The organism is Pararhodobacter sp. (genome assembly GCF_034676545.1).
In the GTDB taxonomy this organism is placed as follows: Bacteria; Pseudomonadota; Alphaproteobacteria; order Rhodobacterales; family Rhodobacteraceae; genus Pararhodobacter.
Window position 1 is genome coordinate 1282162 of record NZ_JAUCBZ010000015.1, and the last position, 18503, is coordinate 1300664.

The window sequence follows — 18503 nt, forward strand, 5'->3', positions numbered from 1 at the left end:
CCATGCAAACGAATTTCACGCCCGAGCAGTTGAAAGACCCCGCCATCCAGCGCGCCAACGAGGTGTTGCGCAGCTGCGTGCATTGCGGCTTTTGCACCGCGACCTGCCCGACCTATGCCGTGTTGGGCGACGAATTGGACAGCCCGCGCGGCCGGATCTACATGATCAAGGAGATGCTGGAAACCGGCCGCCCGGCGGATGCGAAAACCGTCAAGCACATCGACCGCTGCCTGTCGTGCCTCGCCTGCATGAGCACCTGTCCCTCGGGTGTGCATTACATGCATCTGGTGGATCACGCGCGCGCCTATATCGAGCAGACCTATAAGCGCCCGCTGTTCGACCGGGTCCTGCGCTGGGTGCTGGCGCAGATCATCCCCTATCCAAAGCGGTTCCGGCTGGCGCTGCTGGGCGCGAAGATCGGGCGGCCTTTCGGGTTTTTGATGCCCGATGCGCGGCTTCGGGCGATGCTGGCGATGGCGCCGAAACAGATCCCCGCCGTCAGCCGCAATGACGACCCGCAGGTGTTCCCGGCGCAAGGGCCGCGCCGGATGCGGGTGGCGCTGATGACCGGTTGTGCGCAAAAGGCGCTGAACACCGATATCAATGACGCGACAATCCGGGTGCTGACGCGTCTGGGGGCCGAAGTGGTGGTGGCCGAGGGCGCGGGCTGCTGCGGCGCGCTGACCCATCACATGGGCAAGGCGCGCGCGAGCCACGCCGCCGCGGCGCAGAATATCCGCGCATGGATGGCCGAGAAAACCGGCGCGGGGCTGGATGCGATCGTCATCAACACCTCGGGCTGCGGCACGACGGTCAAGGATTACGGGCATATGTTCCGCAACGATCCCTTGGCGGCTGAGGCGGCGGTGGTCGCGGGTCTGGCGCGCGACGTGTCCGAGGTGCTGACCACGCTGGGGATCGAGAAAGGCGCGCCCAAAGGGTTGCGCGTGGCCTATCACGCGGCCTGTTCGTTGCAACACGGCCAGCAGATCAAGACGCTGCCCAAGGACCTGCTGAAACGGGCCGGGTTCGAGGTGGTGGAGCCCGCCGACAGCCACCTGTGCTGCGGCTCGGCGGGGACCTATAACCTGCTGCAGCCCGAGATTTCCGGGCAGTTGAAGGCGCTGAAAGTGGTGACGCTCGAGGCGAAAGCGCCGGATATCATCGCGGCGGGCAACATCGGCTGCATGATGCAGATCGGCTCGGGGACCGAGGTGCCGATTGTGCATACGGTCGAACTGCTCGACTGGGCCACCGGCGGGCCACGCCCCGCCGGGCTGGACGTGGAGGGCAAGAAGGCGGCCCCCGCCGTGCCGATCCTGCGCTGAGTGACGGTGCGTGCAAGCACGCACCCTACGGGGCGTTGCGCGTGTTGCCGCCCGATGCGGTGGTCTCTAGGGTCGCGGTTGAGAAGGGCAGGGGTGGTGCGTGGACGTTCGTGAGATTGTTGATGAGAAAGGCCTTGAGGCATGGCTGAACAGCCTGCCGCAAGGAACCGAGGCTGAAAAAGCCGAGGCGCGGCGCATTGCTGCTTTGCTTGCCTGTCGCGCTGCGTCTTGTCCCCTTCGCCAGTGACATCGCATACATGCGCGACCCGATGGCGCTCTAGCGGGTGCGTGATGACATCGGCGCCGTGCGCGACCAGATGCAGGTATTCACCGAGGCCATGGCCGCGAAAGGCACGACACAAGGCGATGCCGCCGTCATCGCAGTGTATCTGAACGCCGCACTCTCGGAATCTGACCGTGCCAATGACTCCGGCGAACTGCGCGTCGGCGTCATAATCAACCATGGTGCCATCTTGCTGGGTTTTGCCCTGAATCCCGCGACGCGCGATGAACTTGGGCCGCTGCAGTTTGCCTTGTGCACCCATGTTCAAACGCGTCTCGAGGTGACCAACCGACACTTTGCCTCCACCTTCCTGCGTTTCGCGCCCTTGCAGGAGCTGGAGCTGGAGCCTGACCTCGATGCCCATACCCTGCTTTCGGAAATCCGAGACGGGATGCAGGCACTCAAGGAAACCAGTAGTCACGAACTGACGCCCCTGGCGCGCGAGCATTGGGTCGTTTCGACAGCATGGCTGACAATATCGACCGCCATCTGCGTGCCCAGCACATGGCAACGGATGCGCGGGTTCGCCAAAGCTATCAACGCGATATCAACGTCCAACTCGCGCAATTGCAGGTCTCTTTCGCGCTGATCCCCTCATCTTGCCGCAAATACTCCCCCGCCGGAGGCGTCCCGCGGCCCAAATTTCGCCCGGTTTCTCCACCATACACGCCACCAATCAACCCGAGCGGAGCCCCCATGCGTGCCATCCTCACCATCCTCACGATTCTGCTGACCCCCATGGCGCAGGCCCAGGACAGCCGCTTGCAGGCCCTGCAAACCGCCGATGCCAGCCGCGGTTGGGAGGCCGTCGGGCGGCTCAACATGGATGGCGTGGGCTTTTGCACCGGTACGCTGATCTCGCCGACCCGTGTCCTGACCGCCGCGCATTGCCTGTTTGATCGAAACACCGGCGCGCGCATCGACGAATCCCGCCTCGAATTTCTGGCCGGTTGGCGCACGGGGCGGGCCGAGGCGATCCGCGCGGTCCGCAACGTGGCGATCTGGCCCGGGTTCAGGTTTGACGCCGGTGCCGCGCTGGCGAATGTGCCGACCGATCTGGCGCTTCTGGAACTCGACCGCCCGATCCGCACCACCGGGATCCGGCCGTTTGCGATCGCCTCGTCGCCTCTGGAACGCGGCGATACAGTGGCGGTGGTCAGCTACGGGCGCGGGCGCGCCGATGCGCCGTCGATCCAGGAGTCCTGCCACGTTCTCGACCAGCGCCGCGACGGGGTGTCGGTGTTCTCGTGCCAGATCGAATTCGGCTCGTCGGGGTCGCCGGTTTTCGCGGTGCAGGACAATGAACTGCGCATCGTGTCGGTGATTTCGGCAATGGCCGAGGGCAGCCGCGACCCGGTCTCCCTGGGAATGCGACTGGGCGCGCGGGTCGACGCCCTGAGCCTGGCGCTGGATAATGGCGTGACCGGCACGACCGCAAGACAGCCGCAAGGCGCGCGCACGACGGCCCGATTTTTGCGGCCCTGAGCCCTCTTGAAAGCCCGTTACAGGCTTCCCACATGGGGTGTATCGGATGCCCGAACGGGGTTCGATGAGCAGACGCCCGGCCGGGTGATCCGGCGGGTAACCCTATGACATCGCTTATGATGAGGATGACACTGATGCGTAATTTTGACCCCACCCCGCTGTTTCGTGGTTCGGTTGGCTTTGACCGGATGGCAGACCTGATGGACCGCGCCCTGACCGCCGATCCGGTGCAGCCCAGCTACCCGCCCTATAACATCGAGAAGGTCGATGAGAACGGGTTCCGGATCTCGATCGCCGTGGCTGGTTTCACCGGCGACGAGCTGTCGGTCGAAGTCAAGCAGAACCTGTTGGTGGTGTCGGCCCGCAAGGCCGAAGACACCGTCGAGCGGACCTATCTGCACCGCGGCATTGCCACCCGCGCCTTTGAGCGCCGCTTCCATCTGGCTGACCATGTGCGCGTGAATGGCGCCACCCATGCCGACGGAATGCTGCACATCGAGCTTGTGCGTGAGATCCCCGAGGCGCTGAAGCCGCGCCGGATTGAAATCGCGCGCGCAGAGCCATCGGCGCAATTGGTGCAGGCCTCCGCCGCCTGAACCGGTAACGAAAACTCTCCTCTTCAGGGCGCACTCAATGGGGTGCGCCCTTTTTTGCACACGGATCAACCCGTAGATCTGCCGCGGCCAGGCGGCTCTGGCCATGCGCGCGTTGCGGGGCAGCAGGGGGTTTCACCCCCTCTTCGGCGAAGCCGAATTCATCCCCAGGATATTTGAAGAACAAAGAGCGGATAACCGGACCAAACTGGGTCGCGTCGCCTGAAAATCAGAGAGCGCCTGCCGGGGTGAGTCCGTGTTGCACGGCACAGAGCGTTCACGCCAGCCGGTGTTGTCACGGAAACACGACCTGCCCTGACTTGGGCCTCATCTTGCCAAAAATACTCACCATCGCGCCGTCGACCCCGCGCATGACGGGGCCAGGGTGGCCCGGCCTTATTCCGCTGCGGCGGGCTGCTCGGTGAGCAAGCCGACAATGTCCATCATGATCCGGTTCAGCTCGAAATCCTTGGGCGTATAAACCGCCGCGACCCCCATGGCCCGCAGGCGTTCAGCGTCGTCCTCGGGGATGATGCCGCCGACGACCACCGGAACCTCGCCAAGTCCGGCATCGCGCATATGCGCCATCAGGTCCTTGACCAGCGGCACATGGCTGCCCGACAGGATCGACAGGCCGACGACATGGGCGTCTTGGTCGAGGGCGGCGGCAACGATTTCGGCGGGGGTCAGGCGGATGCCCTCATAATGGATGTCCATGCCGCAATCACGGGCGCGGGCGGCGATTTGTTCGGCGCCATTCGAATGCCCATCGAGCCCCGGTTTGCCGACCACGAACTTCAGGCGGCGGCCCAGTTTTCTGCTGACCGCATCCACGGCGGCGCGGATTTCCTCCAGCCCTTCGGTGCGGTTCGAGGGGTTGCGCGAAACGCCGGTCGGGGCGCGGTATTCGCCAAAGGCCTGGCGCACGACAAAGCCCCATTCGCCGGTGGTCGCGCCCGCTTTGGCCGCCTTGATCGACGCGGGCATCACGTTGATGCCCGCCGCTGCCGCGGTTCGCAACTCGGCCAATGCCGCCTGCACCGCGGCCTCATCGCGCGATGCGCGCCACGCGTTCAGGCGTTCGATCTGGTCGCGCTCGGCGTCCTTGTCCGACACCATGATCGCGCCCTCGCCGGTGGTCAGCGGCGAGGGCTCCGTGGTGGTGAACTTGTTCACGCCCACCACCGTGGTCTCGCCGGTCTCGATCCGCCCGATGCGCTCGGCATTGGCCTCGACCAGGCGACCCTTCATGTATTCAATGGCCTCGACCGCGCCGCCCATGCTGTCGATCAGCTCCAACTCGGCCCGCGCGCCGTCTTTCAACGCCTCGACCTTGGCCGCGACCACCGGGTTGCCGTCGAACAGATCGCCGTATTCCAGCAGGTCTGTCTCATAGGCCAGGATTTGCTGCATGCGCAGTGACCACTGTTGATCCCATTTGCGCGGCAGCCCCAGCGCTTCGTTCCACGCCGGCAGTTGCACCGCACGGGCGCGCGCATTCTTTGATAGCGTCACTGCCAGCGCCTCGATCAGGATCCGGTAGACGTTGTTCTCGGGCTGCTGCTCGGTCAGGCCAAGCGAGTTTACCTGCACGCCATAGCGGAACCGCCGGAAGCGCGCGTCCTCGACGCCGTAGCGCTGCAGACACAGCTCATCCCACAATTCCACAAACGCCCGCATCTTGCACAGCTCGGTGACAAACCGGATGCCCGCGTTCACGAAAAACGAGATCCGCCCGACCATCTCGGGGAAATGTTGGCCGGAACCTTGCCCTTCAGATCGTCCAGCACCGCGCAGGCCGTCGCCAGCGCAAAGGCCAGCTCTTGCTCGGGCGTGGCACCGGCCTCTTGCAGATGATAGGAACACACGTTCATCGGGTTCCATTTCGGCAGATGCTCGCGCGTATAGGCTGCGACATCGGTGATCATCCGCAGGCTGGGCTTGGGCGGGCAGATATAGGTCCCGCGCGACAGGTATTCCTTGATGATATCGTTCTGCACCGTGCCGTTCAGCGCCGTGATATCCGCGCCCTGTTCCTCGGCCACCGCGATATACAGCGCCAGCAGCCATGGCGCGGTTGCGTTGATCGTCATCGAGGTGTTCATCTGATCCAGCGGGATCGCCTCGAACAGCGCCCGCATATCGCCCAGATGGTTGATCGGCACGCCCACCTTGCCCACTTCACCGCGGCTCAACTCATGGTCGCTGTCATAGCCCGTCTGCGTCGGCAGATCGAAGGCCACCGACAGCCCGGTCTGCCCTTTGCTCAGGTTCAACCGGTACAATTCATTCGAGGCCTTGGCCGTCGAGTGCCCGGCATAGGTGCGAAACAGCCACGGTTTGTCTTTGGCGGGCTTTTCGAGTGCGGTCATGGCGGAGGCCTCCGGGGTTCGGCGCAAGAATGCAGGTGCGGCGTAATTATGTTACGCAAACCCATCCCAAACGCGTAACTTAATGTCAAGCCGAAAGCGCTGCAACGCGGCGTGATCTGTGATCCAAACCCCCGGCCTATTTCATCTGGCTGTCCTTCGAGCCCCGGCGGTTGATGCCCGGGCGCGGCTGGAACGTACCGTCGCGCTCTTGCTGGCAGTCGATGCACAGCTTGACACCGGGCAGCGCCATGCGCCGCGCCTGCGCGATCGGCTCGTCACATTCGGCGCAGTGGGTCAAACTGTCACCGACCAGCGCCTTGCGCGCCTTCAGCCGCGCCAATTCGTCGTTGATCGACGCCTCGATCTGCTCCTGAACCGCGCCGTCCTTTGCCCAACCGCCCGCCATATTCCGTCCTCCGCCTTGCCCCCTCAAGGTGAGAGCCCCGGGTGCCGTCGTCAAGGGGCAAGCCTTGCCGCGCCCCGCAACCTCTGGTTAACCTGAACGCCATGGAAAAAACGCGGCACAGGCGGGCAGGGCGATGGCAAACCACCTCTATTATGGCGACAACCTGAAGGTTCTGCGCGAGTCGATTGCCGATGAAAGCGTCGATCTGATCTACCTTGATCCGCCGTTCAACTCGAACGCCAGCTATAACGTGCTGTTCAAAGGGCCGCAGGGAATGACTCAGCCGCGCAAATTCAGGCGTTTGACGACACCTGGCACTGGAACGACAGCGCCGAGGAGGCGTTTGGCGAGGTGATGCGCGGCCAGAATGCCGCCGCCAGCACCATGCTGCGCGCCATGCGCAGCTTTCTGGGCGACAATGACATGATGGCCTATCTCGCCATGATGGCGGTGAGGCTGCTGGAGCTGCACCGGGTGCTCAAACCCACCGGCTCGCTGTATCTGCACTGCGATCCCACGGCGAGCCATTATCTGAAGATCTTGTTGGATGCGGTGTTTGGGGCGGTGAATTTCAATAGTGAAATCATCTGGAAACGATCAAGCGCGCACAGCGATACGAAACAAGGCAAGAAAAACCACGGACATATCCACGATACGCTTCTCTATTACGCCAAAGGGAAGAACTGGACATGGAACGAAGTATTCACGCCATACGGCGAAGAATATACTGGCCGCGACTATGGCCTAATTGATGAAAAAACGGGCCGGAGATTTCGACGAGGCGACCTAACAGCAGCGAAGGGCGGCGGCGACACCAGCTACGAGTGGCGTGTCATGAAGCCCGCTAACGAACGGGTTAGATGGGACGCTGATTTAGACGATGAATACCTGAACCCGGCAGAGGGCAGGGAATACAAGGCCGTTCTTTCCTATAAGGGGCGTTATTGGGCATATTCACGCGCAAACATGCGTCAATTTGCGGCAGAAGGAAGGCTGCGTCACACGTTTGATGGCATGCCCGAATACAAACGCTTCCTAGACGAAATGCAGGGCATTCCATTGCAAGACGTTTGGACCGACGTTCAACCACTAACCACGGGAACTGCCGAACGCCTCGGCTACCCCACGCAAAAACCCGTGGCCCTGCTCGAACGTATCCTCTCCGCCTCATCCAACCCCGGCGATGTCGTGCTCGATCCGTTTTGCGGCTGTGGCACCACCGTGCACGCCGCGCAAAAACTCGACCGCCAGTGGATCGGCATTGACGTGACCCACCTTGCCATTGGCCTCATTGAAAAGCGTCTGCGCGACGCGTTCGAGGGGGTTCAATTCACCACCCACGGCGTCCCGCAGGATCTGGCCGGCGCGCGCGACATGGCCAACCGGGGCCGCAACGACAAGAATTATTATTTCGAGTTTGAAAAATGGGCACTGTCCCTGCTCAACGCGCAGCCCGGCAACCTGTCGAAAAAAAGCGCCGACAAGGGCATCGACGGCAACATCTGGTTTGGCTCAAAGCACGAAGGCCGGGCGATTGTCTCGGTCAAGGCGGGCGACAATGTCGGCGTGGCGATGATCCGCGACCTGCGCGGCGTGATCGAGCGTGAAGGTGCGGGCATTGGCGTGTTCCTCACCCTGGCCGAGCCCACCAAGCCGATGATCACCGAGGCGGCGGGGGCGGGGCAATTCGAACTGCCCGGGTTCTCGCCCGTGCCGCGTTTGCAGATCGTCACCATCGAAGAGGCCCTGCACCTGCGCGACCGCGCCGTGCGTCTGCCCGCCCGCCGCGACGACGGGTTCAAGAAAGCCCCGCGAGAGGAACGCACCAGCAATCAGGGCGCGCTCGATTTATAGGGTGCAGGCGCGCGCCTTACCCGATGACAGGACACCCCGGAAATCCGGGGGACTGTCTTAACACCGGGTAAACGCTGCACGCTAACCGCTTGATTTCACGCGTCCCCCGCTGTGTCCCACGGTGGGACAAACGCGGGACACTTCCGCTTCAACAAGCATTTACCCCGCCCGCCGTTCCTGTAATCTCTGGCAATGTTCGAAATCGTCGAAGTCCCGTTTTGGCTGCTGATTCTGATCCTGCTTTTCGCGGGCGTCACCTTCGCCTCGCATTTCCTGTTCCCCTCGGTTCGCTGGTTTTTCCGCCGCCGCATGGAACGCGCCGTCGAAGAACTCAACAAACGCCTCGACCGCCCGATCCAGCCCTTCAAACTGATGCGCCGCCAGGACAACGTGATCCGCCTGATCTATGATCCCCAAGTCATGGAAGCCGTCGCCGACTACGCCCGCGAAGAAGGCGTGCCCCGATCCGTCGCCTTCGCCAAGGCCAAGTCCTACGCCCGCGAGATCGTCCCCGGTTTCTCCACCGCCACCTACTTCGGCTTCGCCATCTGGGTGGCCCGCAAGCTCAGTCAGGCGTTCTATTCCGTCCACCTCGGCGGCGGCGATGCCGAGGCCCTGCAAGGCATCGACAACAAATCCGCCGTCGTGTTCGTGATGAACCACCGCTCGAACATGGATTACGTTCTGGTCACCTGGCTGGCCGCCGACCGTTCCGCGCTTTCCTACGCCGTCGGAGAATGGGCGCAGGTCTGGCCGCTCAAGGCGTTGATCCGGGCGATGGGCGCGTATTTCATCCGGCGGCGCTATTCCAGCCCACTCTATCGCGCGGTTCTGGCCCGTTATGTCCAGATGTCGATCCACGAGGGCGTCACCCAGGCCATGTTCCCCGAGGGCGGCCTCAGCTTGAACGGCGCGGTCGGCAAGGCGAAGAAGGGGCTGCTGCATTATATCGTGCGCGACTTCAACCCCGCCAGCGAGCGCGACGTCGTGTTCGTTCCCGTCGCGCTGAATTATGATCGCGTGCTCGAGGATCGGATCCTGATCACCGCCGCAGAGACCGGCGAGCGCCGATTCCGGGTTCGGATGAGCGAGGCGCTGGGCTGGGTGATCCAGCTTGTCTGGCTCAAGGCGCGCGGCAAGTTCCATAAATTCGGCTATGCCGCCGTCTGTTACGGCGCGCCCCTGTCGTTGCAGGATTTCCTGACGCATCAGCCCGGCGCCAGCACCGAAGTCCTGGCTGACACCCTCATGACACGGATCCGCGCGGCGGTGCCTTTGTTGCCGGTCCCGCTGGCGGCCGCAGCCGTCGTGAAGGTGGGGGGATCGGCATCCATGGCGGATCTGACCGCCAAAGCGCTTGAACTGGTCGCCACCGCGCGTCAACGCCGCGCCAACATGCATCTGCCGGAGGGCACGCCCGAGGCGGCGATGCGCTCCGGGATTGATGCGCTGATCTTGCGGGGCATCCTGGAACGTGACGGCGAGACGATTCGGATCGCGCCGCGGCAAGAGCGCACCTTGGGCTATTACGCGGCGTCGGTGCTGCAACGCTTGGCAGAGCCCGAAATCGGCGTCACAGATCGAGACCCCGAGGCCGAGCTTCCTGGTGCTCAAGAGACATAAAATTACAATTTCGTGGCAAAGAGGGTTGCATTGTTGCGCGGGCGCACTTATTGATGCTGCAACTGCCGCATACATTCTGCGACGCGGCACACTGACCTGCAGGAGAGATTTATGGCCCTCGACGTTCAACCCGGTATCGCGCATTACGACGCCCCGAAAAAAGATCTCTATGAGATCGGTGAAATGCCACCCTTGGGCCATGTGCCCGCCAAGATGTACGCATGGGCGATCCGCCGCGAACGTCATGGTGAACCCGACAAGTCGTTCGAGGTCGAGGTCGTGGACACCTGGAAGATCGACAGCCAGGAAGTGCTGGTGCTGGTGATGGCGGCGGGTGTGAATTACAACGGCGTCTGGGCCGGATTGGGGGTGCCGATCAGCCCGTTCGACGTGCACAAACAGCCCTATCACGTTGCCGGCTCGGATGCCTCGGGCATTGTCTGGGCGGTGGGTGACAAGGTCACACGCTGGAAGGTCGGCGACGAGGTGGTGATCCACTGCAATCAGGACGACGGCGACGACGAGGAATGCAACGGCGGCGACCCGATGTTCTCGCCCAGCCAGCGCATCTGGGGCTACGAAACGCATGATGGCAGCTTTGCGCAATTCACCCGTGTGCAATCGCAGCAATTGATGCCGCGCCCCAAGCATCTGACCTGGGAAGAATCGGCCTGCTACACGCTGACGCTGGCCACGGCGTATCGGATGCTGTTCGGCCACGAGCCGCATGACCTCAAGCCGGGCCAGAACGTGCTGGTCTGGGGGGCCTCGGGTGGTTTGGGTTCCTATGCGATCCAACTGGCGAACACCGCAGGCGCGAATGCGATCGGCGTGATCTCGGATGAAAGCAAACGGGATTTCGTGATGTCGATGGGCGCCAAGGGCGTCATCAACCGCAATGATTTCAAGTGCTGGGGCCAACTGCCGAAGGTCAACACACCCGAATACAACGAGTGGCTGAAAGAGGCGCGCAAGTTCGGCAAGGCGATCTGGGAGATCACCGGCAAGGGCGTCAGCGTCGACATGGTGTTCGAGCACCCCGGCGAAGCGACCTTCCCGGTGTCGACCCTGGTGGTCAAAAAAGGCGGCATGGTGGTGATCTGTGCGGGCACCTCGGGCTTCAACTGCACGTTCGACGTGCGCTATATGTGGATGCACCAGAAACGTTTGCAGGGCTCGCATTTCGCCCACCTCAAGCAGGCAGCCTCGGCCAACCGCTTGATGCTGGAGCGCCGTCTGGACCCGTGCATGTCCGAGGTGTTCCCGTGGGAAGAAATCCCGTCGGCGCATATGATGATGCTGAAAAACAAGCACAAACCGGGCAATATGGCGGTTCTGGTGCAGGCGCCGACCACCGGATTGCGGACCTTTGAGGACGCGCTGGAAGCCAGCCGCCGCTGAGGTCATTCGCTGAGAGACGCCATCAAGGCCGCTCCGTTTCGGGGCGGCCTTTGCCATGCCCGCGTCGCGGTTCCAAGCCAGGTCAACGGTTTCTCAACCAAGCTGCGCCTAACGTTCGTGAACGATCATGGGCAGGAGCGATGATTTGCAACACGAATGGATGTTTCAAACCCTCAGGGAATTGCAGGACTATGCCGTGAATCACGAATTTCTCAGGCTCAAGGAGCATCTGGATCAGGCGGTCGACCTGGCGATGCTGGAGGTCACCAACATGGCCGACAATCGCCCCGATCCGGGCCATCAGGTGCCGCCTTGATGCGCGGGTTTACAAACCCTTCGCGATGACGTCCAAAAGGCGCGTTGTTGTGCCGGAGTTGCCATGTACGTTGCCCTTTTGGCCGGGTTTTTCTCGGGTCTCAGCCTGATCGCCGCAATCGGGGCGCAGAATGCGGTCGTCCTGCGTCAGGGCCTGAAACGGGAGCATGTCGGTCTGGTGGTCCTTGTGTGTTCGGCGTCCGATATCGTGTTGATCGCGGCGGGGGTGGCGGGGTTCTCCAGCGTGACGGCACGGTATCCGTGGGTAACGCCAGTGATGCTGTGGGGCGGGGTTGCGTTTCTGCTGGGCTACGGCGCGCTCAGGTTCCGGGCGGCGTGGCAGGGCGGGTCAGCTTTGCTGGCCAGTTCCGCGACCCCCGCCTCGGCCAAGCGCGTGGTGCTGACGGTGCTGGCGCTGACCTGGCTCAACCCGCATGTCTATGTGGACACTTTGGCGTTGCTGGGCGCATTGTCGGCGCAATATACCCCGTATCACGCCAGTTTCGGGGTGGGGGCCGCGGTGTCTTCGGTCGTGTTCTTCGCGACTCTGGGCTATGGTGCGCGATTGCTGGCCCCGGTACTGGCGCGGCCCAAAGCCTGGGTGATCCTGGAGATCGTCATCGGCGCGGTGATGTGGGCCATTGCCGCGGGGTTGGCGGTGCAAGCCATGAGGTAGCGCATGTCGCAACACGTCTATACATCAACGATCCGCTGGACCGGAAACACCGGGTCGGGGACTTCAAGTTATCGCGGATACACGCGCGATTGGGACGTCGCGGTGCCCGGCAAGCCGGTGATCGCCTGTTCAAACGATCCGTTGCTGGGCGGTGATCCGGGCAAGATGAACCCCGAGGATCTGCTGCTCTCGGCGCTCTCGGCCTGTCATATGCTGTGGTATCTGCATCTGGCGTCTGACGCGGGCCTCGTGGTGACCGCGTATGAGGATACCCCCGAAGGCACCGGCGAGGTTGAGGCCAACGGCGCCGCGCGGTTTGTCGCCGCCACGTTGCGGCCACGGATCACGCTCAAACCGGGTGCAGACATGGACCGGGCGCGGGCGATCCATCACGAGATCCACAAGGTTTGCTTTATTGCGCGCTCGGTGAATTTCCCGGTAACCATCGCGCCGCATTTCGTGACAGACTAGGCATCTGGACAGGAGGGACTCTATGGACATTCAACGCCCCGGAACCGTCGCATCGCGGCCCGGTCCGGCCGAGTATTTCACCGGCACCGTTCGGTTTGATGCCGCGTTCAAACGCGCCGCGCCGGCGACCCTGAGCGGGTTGACCGTGACCTTCGAGCCCGGCGCGCGCACCAACTGGCACACGCATCCTCTGGGGCAGACCTTGCTGATCCTGTCGGGCCTCGGCTGGGTGCAGCGCGAGGGTGGGCCGGTCGAGGTGGTGCGCCCCGGCGATATCGTCTGGTTCGAGCCCGGTGAACGGCATTGGCACGGCGCCTCTGACACGGTGGCCATGTCGCATCTGGCGGTGGCCGAGGCGCTTGACGGGGTGTCGGTTGACTGGGCGGACCCGGTCGATGACAGCACCTATCACGGCGCAAAGGCCTGACGCGAAAGGGGGCCGGGATGACCAGCGATGCGGACCCGGACGTTGATGCGTTGTTTGAAAACGCCGAGACATGGCAGGCCGAGCGGGTCGCGCTACGGGCGATCCTGCGCGATGTCGGGCTGGTCGAGACGCTGAAATGGGGCAAGGCCTGTTATACCTACAACGGGCAAAACGTGGCGATCTTCTTTGGCCTCAAGGCGCATTGCGGGGTGGCGTTCTTCAAGGGGTCTTTGCTGCGCGATCCTGATGAAATCCTGATCCAACAGGGGAAAAACTCGCAAGCGGTGCGGCTGATGGCCTTCACCTCGGTGGCGCAGATAAACGCGGGCGAGGCCCGGCTCCGGGCATTTCTGGCCGCGGCGATCACGCTGGAGAAAGAGGGCCGCAAGGTCGATTTCAGCCAAAAGCACAATCTGGAATACCCCGATGAGTTGACACAGGCGCTCGACGACGACCCGGATTTCGCCGCCGCCTTCGAGGCGCTGACGCCGGGCCGTCAGCGGGGTTATGTGCTGCATTTCAGCGACGCGAAACAAAGCGAAACCCGTACCCGGCGCATTGAAAAATACCGCCAGAAAATTCTGGACGGGCGCGGGATGAACGACTGGAAATAGCCTGCCCGCGTCAGGTCTTGTCGCCGCAGATCGGGCAATCCGCGCGCCGCTTGGTGTTGATGCGCCGGGTTTCCGCGTAAAGCCCGTCATACAGCAGCATCACGCCGCGCAAAACCTCGCCCGCGCCGGTCAGATATTTGATCGCCTCCAGCGCCATCATCGTGCCCAGAACGCCCGGCAGCGGCGCAATGACCCCCGCTTCGGCGCAGGTCGGCACCAGACCGGGGGCGGCGGGCTCGGGAAAGACGCAGGTGTAACACGGGCCGCCGCGTGCCGGGTCGAACAGCGAGATCTGCCCCTCCCATTGGGTGATCGCGGCCGAGATCAACGGCTTGCCAAGCGTCACGGCGGTGCGGTTCGCCAGATGCCTTGTGTCGAAATTGTCGGTGCCCTCAAGGATCAGGTCATAGTCGGCAAACAGCGTCTGGGCGTTGTCCGGGGTCAGGCGATGCTGATAGGGGCGCACGGTGATGAACGGGTTGAGCGCCTGCATCTGTTGCGCGGCGGAATGGACCTTGGGCTGGCCGATGCGCGCGTCGGTGTGGATGATCTGGCGTTGCAGGTTCGAGCCCTCGACATGATCATCGTCGATCACGCCAATCGTGCCAACCCCGGCGGCGGCGAGATACAGCAACGCCGGAGAGCCCAACCCGCCCGCACCAATCACCAGCACCTTGGCCTGTTTCAGCCGCTTTTGCCCGGCCCCGCCGACCTCGCGCAGCATCATATGGCGGGCGTAGCGGCTGAGTTCGGCGTCGGTGAAGGTGGGCGCGGGTTGGGTTTGCGTGGGCGCTTTGGGCATCGCGCGGCGGCGCAGATGTTGCAGCCCGGTGCGATAGGCCCAGATCGCGCCGACCGCGAGGGCCAGCACCAGCCACGGGCGCGCGTCGCCGCCGGTGGCAAGACGCAGGCTGGCGTCGGGCGGCAGGGTGAGGTTGATCAGCACGACCACCAGCCAAATCCCGGCCAACAGCGCCAGCCGCAGCCGCAGCGGAATTTTCAGCACCGTCGCGACGGCAAACAGGCCCGCAGCCAGAAGAAAAACCCGCAGCATTCAGTGACGCCCCGTCGAGCCAAAGCCGCCCGTACCGCGCGTGGTGTCGGACAGGGTTTCGACCGTGACGAACCGCCCCTGCACCACCGGCGCGATGATGGCCTGCGCGATGCGTTCGCCGTGTGCGATGGTATAGGGTGCATCACCGAGATTGATCATCGGTACACCCACCGGGCCACGGTAATCGCTGTCGATGGTGCCCGGCGTGTTGGGCATGGTGATGCCGTGTTTCGACGCCAGCCCGGACCGAGGGCGCACCTGCATTTCATAGCCTTGCGGGATTTCCACGCGCAGCCCGACCGGCACGATGCGACGTTGCATCGGCTGCAAGGTGATCCCCGCCTCGCGATCCGCAAGCGGCAGGTTGGCGCGCAGATCGGCCCCCGCAGCCCCCGGCGTTTCATAGCGCGGCAGGTCAATGGCGGGATCGGCCCAATCCTCGCGCAGGGTTTTGACAATAACGCTCATGCGGCTGGCCCCAAGGTTGCGGCGATGCGGGCGGCGATGCGGCGGGCGACTTCGGCCTTGGGCAGACGCGGCCAGTCCTCGACGCTGTCGGCGGTGATCAGATGCACGGCGTTTTCCGCGCCGCCCATGATGCCGGTGGCGGGCGAGACGTCATTGGCAATGATCCAGTCGCAGCCTTTGCGCAGTCGCTTGGCTTGGGCGTGGGCGATGACGGATTCGGTCTCGGCGGCAAAGCCGACGACCAGCGGCGGGCGCTGGGCGTGGTGGCTGATGGTTGCCAGAATGTCGGGGTTTTCGGCAAATTCCAGCGTTGGCAGGGCTCCGGCGATTTTCTTCATCTTTTGCCCGGCTTCGTTCTTCACGCGCCAGTCGGCGACGGCGGCGGCAAAGATCGCAGCATCGGCGGGCAGGGCGGATTGCACGGCCTCCAGCATCTGCTGCGCGGTGTCCACCCGGATCACGGTCACGCCCGCTGGTGGCGGGGTGCTGGCCGGGCCGGTGACGAAACTGACCTGTGCCCCCAGATCGCGCAGCGCCGCCGCCAGTGCACTGCCCTGTTGGCCGGACGAGCGATTGGCGATATAGCGCACCGGGTCAATCGGTTCATGCGTCGGGCCCGAGGTCACCAGGATGTGCCTGCCTTTAAGCGGACCGTCTGACAGCGCGGTGTCAATGGCGGCCAGAATTGCGGCGGGTTCCGCCATGCGACCCGGGCCATGCTCGCCACAGGCCATATCGCCGATATCCGGGCCAATCGTCAGAATGCCATCGCCCGTCAGGGTCGCGAGGTTGCGCTGTGTCGCCGGATGCTCCCACATGCGCACGTTCATGGCCGGGGCGATCAGCACGCGTTTGTCGGTCGCCATCAAGAGGGTCGAGGCCAGATCCGTCGCGTGGCCTTGCGCCATTTTCGCCATGAGGTCGGCGGTGCAGGGCGCCACGACCACCAGATCCGCCGCGCGCGACAGCTGGATATGGCCCATTTCGGCCTCGGTTGTCAGGTCGAACAGGTCTTGGTGCAGAGGTTCACCGGCCAAGGCCGCCACCGACAGGGGCGTGACAAACTCCGCCCCTGCGCGGGTCAGAACCGGCGTGACACTGGCCCCTTGACCGCGCAAGAGCCGGATCAGTTCCAGCGCTTTATACGCGGCGATCCCGCCGCCAATGATCAGTAGAATGCGCTTTCCCGCCAGCATGTCAGCCCCCGCCTCGATTTCACTCTGGTGTATTGGCGAGGCGGGAGGTTGGCAACTGCTAGCCGTGTCACCACGCCCCCGCCACGCGCCCGTCTTGGAGCTCAGGTGTCACGGGCATCAAATCACATCAAGATGACCATCTGCACAAAACCCGCTTGATTTCCCGACGCACCTGCAATAATCCCCGCCTCAGGCTTAGGGGTTTAGCTCAGTTGGTAGAGCATCGGTCTCCAAAACCGAGGGTCGTGGGTTCGAGTCCCCCAACCCCTGCCAAGCCTTTCTCACCCGCATTTCAATTTGCACAAGAGTGTTGCACAAACACCAGCCTTGGCGACTTCGTGCCTGCAATCCGGGCGCAGGGTTGAACTCGGGCCGGGGCGCGCGTATTTGACCGACAACCGCTGCATGGCGTCATGCGGCCCGATATTTCGCCCAGAGGTGCCCGATGGCCAGGACAAATCCGCTCACGTTTTTGCAACAGGTGCGTTCAGAGACCGCAAAAGTCACCTGGCCGTCGCGCCGTGAAGTGGGTGTCAGCACGGTCATGGTTCTGGTGCTGACGTCGCTGACGGCGGTGTTTTTCTTTCTCGTCGATTTCCTGATCCGCTCGGGCCTTGGTGCCGTGCTGGACCTCGTCGGCTGACGGCTGCTGCCCCCGAAAGTGCCGCTAACCCCTTGAATGCTGTTCCAGACAGCGCTAAAGGCTGCACAACACCCGACATCAATGCGCGCGCCGATTCGGTGCGCACATTTTTTGTCTGTCGCTCATCATCGGTCTGATTGCTCGCAAGGGTTTGATCGAAAACGGAATTTTACGGCAGTTCTTGCTGCCGACAATAGGTGAAACGTATGGCCATGCGCTGGTACTCGGTGAGCGTACTTTCGAATTTCGAAAAAAAGGTCGCGGAAGCGATCCGTACGGCAACTGCGGAAGCCGGGCTTGAGGACGAGATCGACGAAGTTCTGGTGCCGACCGAAGAAGTCATCGAAGTGCGCCGCGGCAAGAAAGTAACCTCTGAGCGTCGCTTCATGCCGGGTTACGTTCTGGTCCGCATGGAGATGAACCCGCGCACGCAGCATCTGGTCAGCTCGATCAACCGCGTCACCGGGTTTCTGGGGCAGGCCGGCAAGCCCAGCCCGATGCGCGATGACGAGGTCAATCTGATTCTGAACCGCGTTGAAGAAGGTCAGGAAGCGCCGCGCAACCTGATCCGCTTCGAGACCGGCGAGAATGTCAAAGTGTCTGACGGGCCGTTTGATGGCTTCTCGGGCATGGTCGAGGAAGTCGATGAGGAGAATGGTCGCCTGAAGGTGATGGTCTCGATCTTTGGCCGTCCGACCCCCGTTGAACTGGAATTCACTCAGGTCACGAAGATCACGTCCTGAGTGTTCGCGTGGGAGGTAAGCCCGAGGGCAAGCCGAACCACTAAGCATGCCTGCGCGGCTCGACCGTTTGGGCACTGACGAAAAGGAGCGGCCACATGGCCAAGAAAGTTATCGGGCAGCTGAAGCTGCAAGTGAAGGCGGGGCAAGCCAACCCATCGCCACCCGTAGGCCCGGCCTTGGGTCAGCGCGGCATCAACATCATGCAGTTCTGCAAGGACTTCAACGCGAAGACCGCAGACCTGGAACCCGGTTCGCCGATTCCGGTCGTGATCACCTATTACCAGGACAAGTCGTTCAGCCTCGAGCTGAAATCGTCGCCTGCGTCGTGGTATCTGAAAAAGGCCGCTGGCCTGAAGCCGGTCGGCAAGCGTAACCGCGCCAAAGGGTCCGTGACCCCAGGCCGTACGACCGCTGGCACCGTGACCGTGGCGCAAGTTCGCCAGATCGCAGAAGCGAAAATGAAAGACCTGAGCGCTGTCGATATCGAAGGCGCCATGTTGATCATCGTGGGCTCGGCAAAGTCGTGCGGCATCGAGATTAAGGGGTAAATC

General features: G+C 63.0%; 21 protein-coding genes, 1 tRNA gene and 1 pseudogene. 18 read left to right on the plus strand and 5 right to left on the minus strand.

Features of this window, described 5'->3' with window-relative positions; translation table 11 throughout:
* Positions 1–2 precede the first annotated feature (2 nt).
* From glcF to VDQ28_RS09705, 5 genes are all read left to right on the plus strand, one after another.
* A complete protein-coding gene (gene glcF / locus VDQ28_RS09685) occupies positions 3–1328 on the plus strand; it encodes a glycolate oxidase subunit GlcF (protein ID WP_323035746.1) in 1326 nt (441 codons plus the stop codon).
* Between the two features lie 100 nt (positions 1329–1428).
* The gene (locus tag VDQ28_RS09690; RefSeq protein WP_323035747.1) at positions 1429–1575 is read left to right on the plus strand and encodes a hypothetical protein; all 147 of its coding nucleotides are present in this window, start codon (positions 1429–1431) and stop codon (positions 1573–1575) included.
* A gap of 58 nt (positions 1576–1633) precedes the next feature.
* On the plus strand, positions 1634–2200 hold the full coding sequence (locus tag VDQ28_RS09695; RefSeq protein WP_323035748.1) for a hypothetical protein: 567 nt from the start codon (positions 1634–1636) through the stop codon (positions 2198–2200).
* 107 nt (positions 2201–2307) lie between these two features.
* A complete protein-coding gene (locus VDQ28_RS09700) occupies positions 2308–3096 on the plus strand; it encodes a trypsin-like serine peptidase (protein ID WP_323035749.1) in 789 nt (262 codons plus the stop codon).
* Between the two features lie 134 nt (positions 3097–3230).
* Positions 3231–3692, plus strand: a complete 462-nt coding sequence (locus VDQ28_RS09705; protein ID WP_323035750.1) for an Hsp20 family protein — start codon at positions 3231–3233, stop codon at positions 3690–3692.
* Between the two features lie 393 nt (positions 3693–4085).
* On the opposite strand, the pseudogene VDQ28_RS09710 reads toward VDQ28_RS09705, so the two are convergent.
* Positions 4086–6061, minus strand: a pseudogene (locus VDQ28_RS09710) (methylmalonyl-CoA mutase family protein).
* 136 nt (positions 6062–6197) lie between these two features.
* The gene (locus tag VDQ28_RS09715; protein ID WP_323035751.1) at positions 6198–6467 is read right to left on the minus strand and encodes a DksA/TraR family C4-type zinc finger protein; all 270 of its coding nucleotides are present in this window, start codon (positions 6465–6467) and stop codon (positions 6198–6200) included.
* A gap of 133 nt (positions 6468–6600) precedes the next feature.
* Here VDQ28_RS09715 and VDQ28_RS09720 point away from each other — a divergent pair, with 133 nt between their 5' ends.
* The 9 genes from VDQ28_RS09720 (at position 6601) to VDQ28_RS09760 (ending at position 13848) form a co-directional block, all read left to right on the plus strand.
* Positions 6601–6822 (plus strand): hypothetical protein, encoded by a 222-nt coding sequence (locus tag VDQ28_RS09720; RefSeq protein WP_323035752.1) that lies wholly within the window; start codon positions 6601–6603, stop codon positions 6820–6822.
* Positions 6822–8321 (plus strand): DNA methyltransferase, encoded by a 1500-nt coding sequence (locus VDQ28_RS09725; RefSeq protein WP_323035753.1) that lies wholly within the window; start codon positions 6822–6824, stop codon positions 8319–8321. Before VDQ28_RS09720 ends, VDQ28_RS09725 begins: the two co-directional genes overlap by 1 nt.
* A gap of 192 nt (positions 8322–8513) precedes the next feature.
* Complete coding sequence (locus VDQ28_RS09730; protein WP_323035754.1) at positions 8514–9944, plus strand: 1-acyl-sn-glycerol-3-phosphate acyltransferase; 1431 nt, start codon at positions 8514–8516, stop codon at positions 9942–9944.
* Positions 9945–10055: 111 nt separating this feature from the next.
* Positions 10056–11345 carry a crotonyl-CoA carboxylase/reductase gene (ccrA, locus tag VDQ28_RS09735; protein WP_323035755.1) on the plus strand — a complete coding sequence of 430 codons (1290 nt, stop codon included), beginning with the start codon at positions 10056–10058 and terminating at the stop codon, positions 11343–11345.
* A gap of 145 nt (positions 11346–11490) precedes the next feature.
* Positions 11491–11661 (plus strand): hypothetical protein, encoded by a 171-nt coding sequence (locus tag VDQ28_RS09740; RefSeq protein ID WP_323035756.1) that lies wholly within the window; start codon positions 11491–11493, stop codon positions 11659–11661.
* A 63-nt stretch (positions 11662–11724) separates the two neighbouring features.
* Positions 11725–12336: a LysE/ArgO family amino acid transporter gene (locus VDQ28_RS09745; RefSeq protein WP_323035757.1), complete on the plus strand. Its 612-nt coding sequence runs from the start codon at positions 11725–11727 to the stop codon at positions 12334–12336.
* Positions 12337–12339: 3 nt separating this feature from the next.
* Positions 12340–12807 carry an OsmC family protein gene (locus VDQ28_RS09750; protein ID WP_323035758.1) on the plus strand — a complete coding sequence of 156 codons (468 nt, stop codon included), beginning with the start codon at positions 12340–12342 and terminating at the stop codon, positions 12805–12807.
* 22 nt (positions 12808–12829) lie between these two features.
* Positions 12830–13234, plus strand: a complete 405-nt coding sequence (locus VDQ28_RS09755) for a cupin domain-containing protein (RefSeq protein WP_323035759.1) — start codon at positions 12830–12832, stop codon at positions 13232–13234.
* A 17-nt stretch (positions 13235–13251) separates the two neighbouring features.
* Positions 13252–13848 (plus strand): YdeI/OmpD-associated family protein, encoded by a 597-nt coding sequence (locus tag VDQ28_RS09760; RefSeq protein WP_323035760.1) that lies wholly within the window; start codon positions 13252–13254, stop codon positions 13846–13848.
* A 10-nt stretch (positions 13849–13858) separates the two neighbouring features.
* On the opposite strand, the gene VDQ28_RS09765 is transcribed toward VDQ28_RS09760, so the two are convergent.
* From VDQ28_RS09765 to coaBC, 3 genes are read right to left on the minus strand one after another with little or no spacing between them, the layout of a single operon-like run.
* On the minus strand, positions 13859–14902 hold the full coding sequence (locus VDQ28_RS09765; protein WP_323035761.1) for a HesA/MoeB/ThiF family protein: 1044 nt from the start codon (positions 14900–14902) through the stop codon (positions 13859–13861).
* Positions 14903–15370: a dUTP diphosphatase gene (dut, locus tag VDQ28_RS09770; RefSeq protein ID WP_323035762.1), complete on the minus strand. Its 468-nt coding sequence runs from the start codon at positions 15368–15370 to the stop codon at positions 14903–14905. It lies immediately after the preceding gene.
* Positions 15367–16566 carry a bifunctional phosphopantothenoylcysteine decarboxylase/phosphopantothenate--cysteine ligase CoaBC gene (gene coaBC / locus VDQ28_RS09775; protein WP_323035763.1) on the minus strand — a complete coding sequence of 400 codons (1200 nt, stop codon included), beginning with the start codon at positions 16564–16566 and terminating at the stop codon, positions 15367–15369. The genes dut and coaBC overlap by 4 nt, the downstream gene beginning before the upstream one ends.
* A gap of 197 nt (positions 16567–16763) precedes the next feature.
* Between coaBC and VDQ28_RS09780 the strand changes: the two genes are divergently transcribed.
* The 4 genes from VDQ28_RS09780 to rplK all read left to right on the plus strand — a co-directional run bounded on the left by VDQ28_RS09780 (position 16764) and on the right by rplK (position 18500).
* Positions 16764–16839, plus strand: a tRNA-Trp gene (locus VDQ28_RS09780).
* 172 nt (positions 16840–17011) lie between these two features.
* Positions 17012–17209, plus strand: coding sequence for a preprotein translocase subunit SecE (gene secE / locus VDQ28_RS09785; protein ID WP_323035764.1), 198 nt, complete (start codon positions 17012–17014; stop codon positions 17207–17209).
* Between the two features lie 206 nt (positions 17210–17415).
* Positions 17416–17952 carry a transcription termination/antitermination protein NusG gene (nusG, locus tag VDQ28_RS09790; protein ID WP_323035765.1) on the plus strand — a complete coding sequence of 179 codons (537 nt, stop codon included), beginning with the start codon at positions 17416–17418 and terminating at the stop codon, positions 17950–17952.
* A gap of 95 nt (positions 17953–18047) precedes the next feature.
* Positions 18048–18500, plus strand: coding sequence for a 50S ribosomal protein L11 (gene rplK / locus VDQ28_RS09795; protein WP_323035766.1), 453 nt, complete (start codon positions 18048–18050; stop codon positions 18498–18500).
* The last annotated feature ends 3 nt before the right edge of the window (positions 18501–18503 follow it).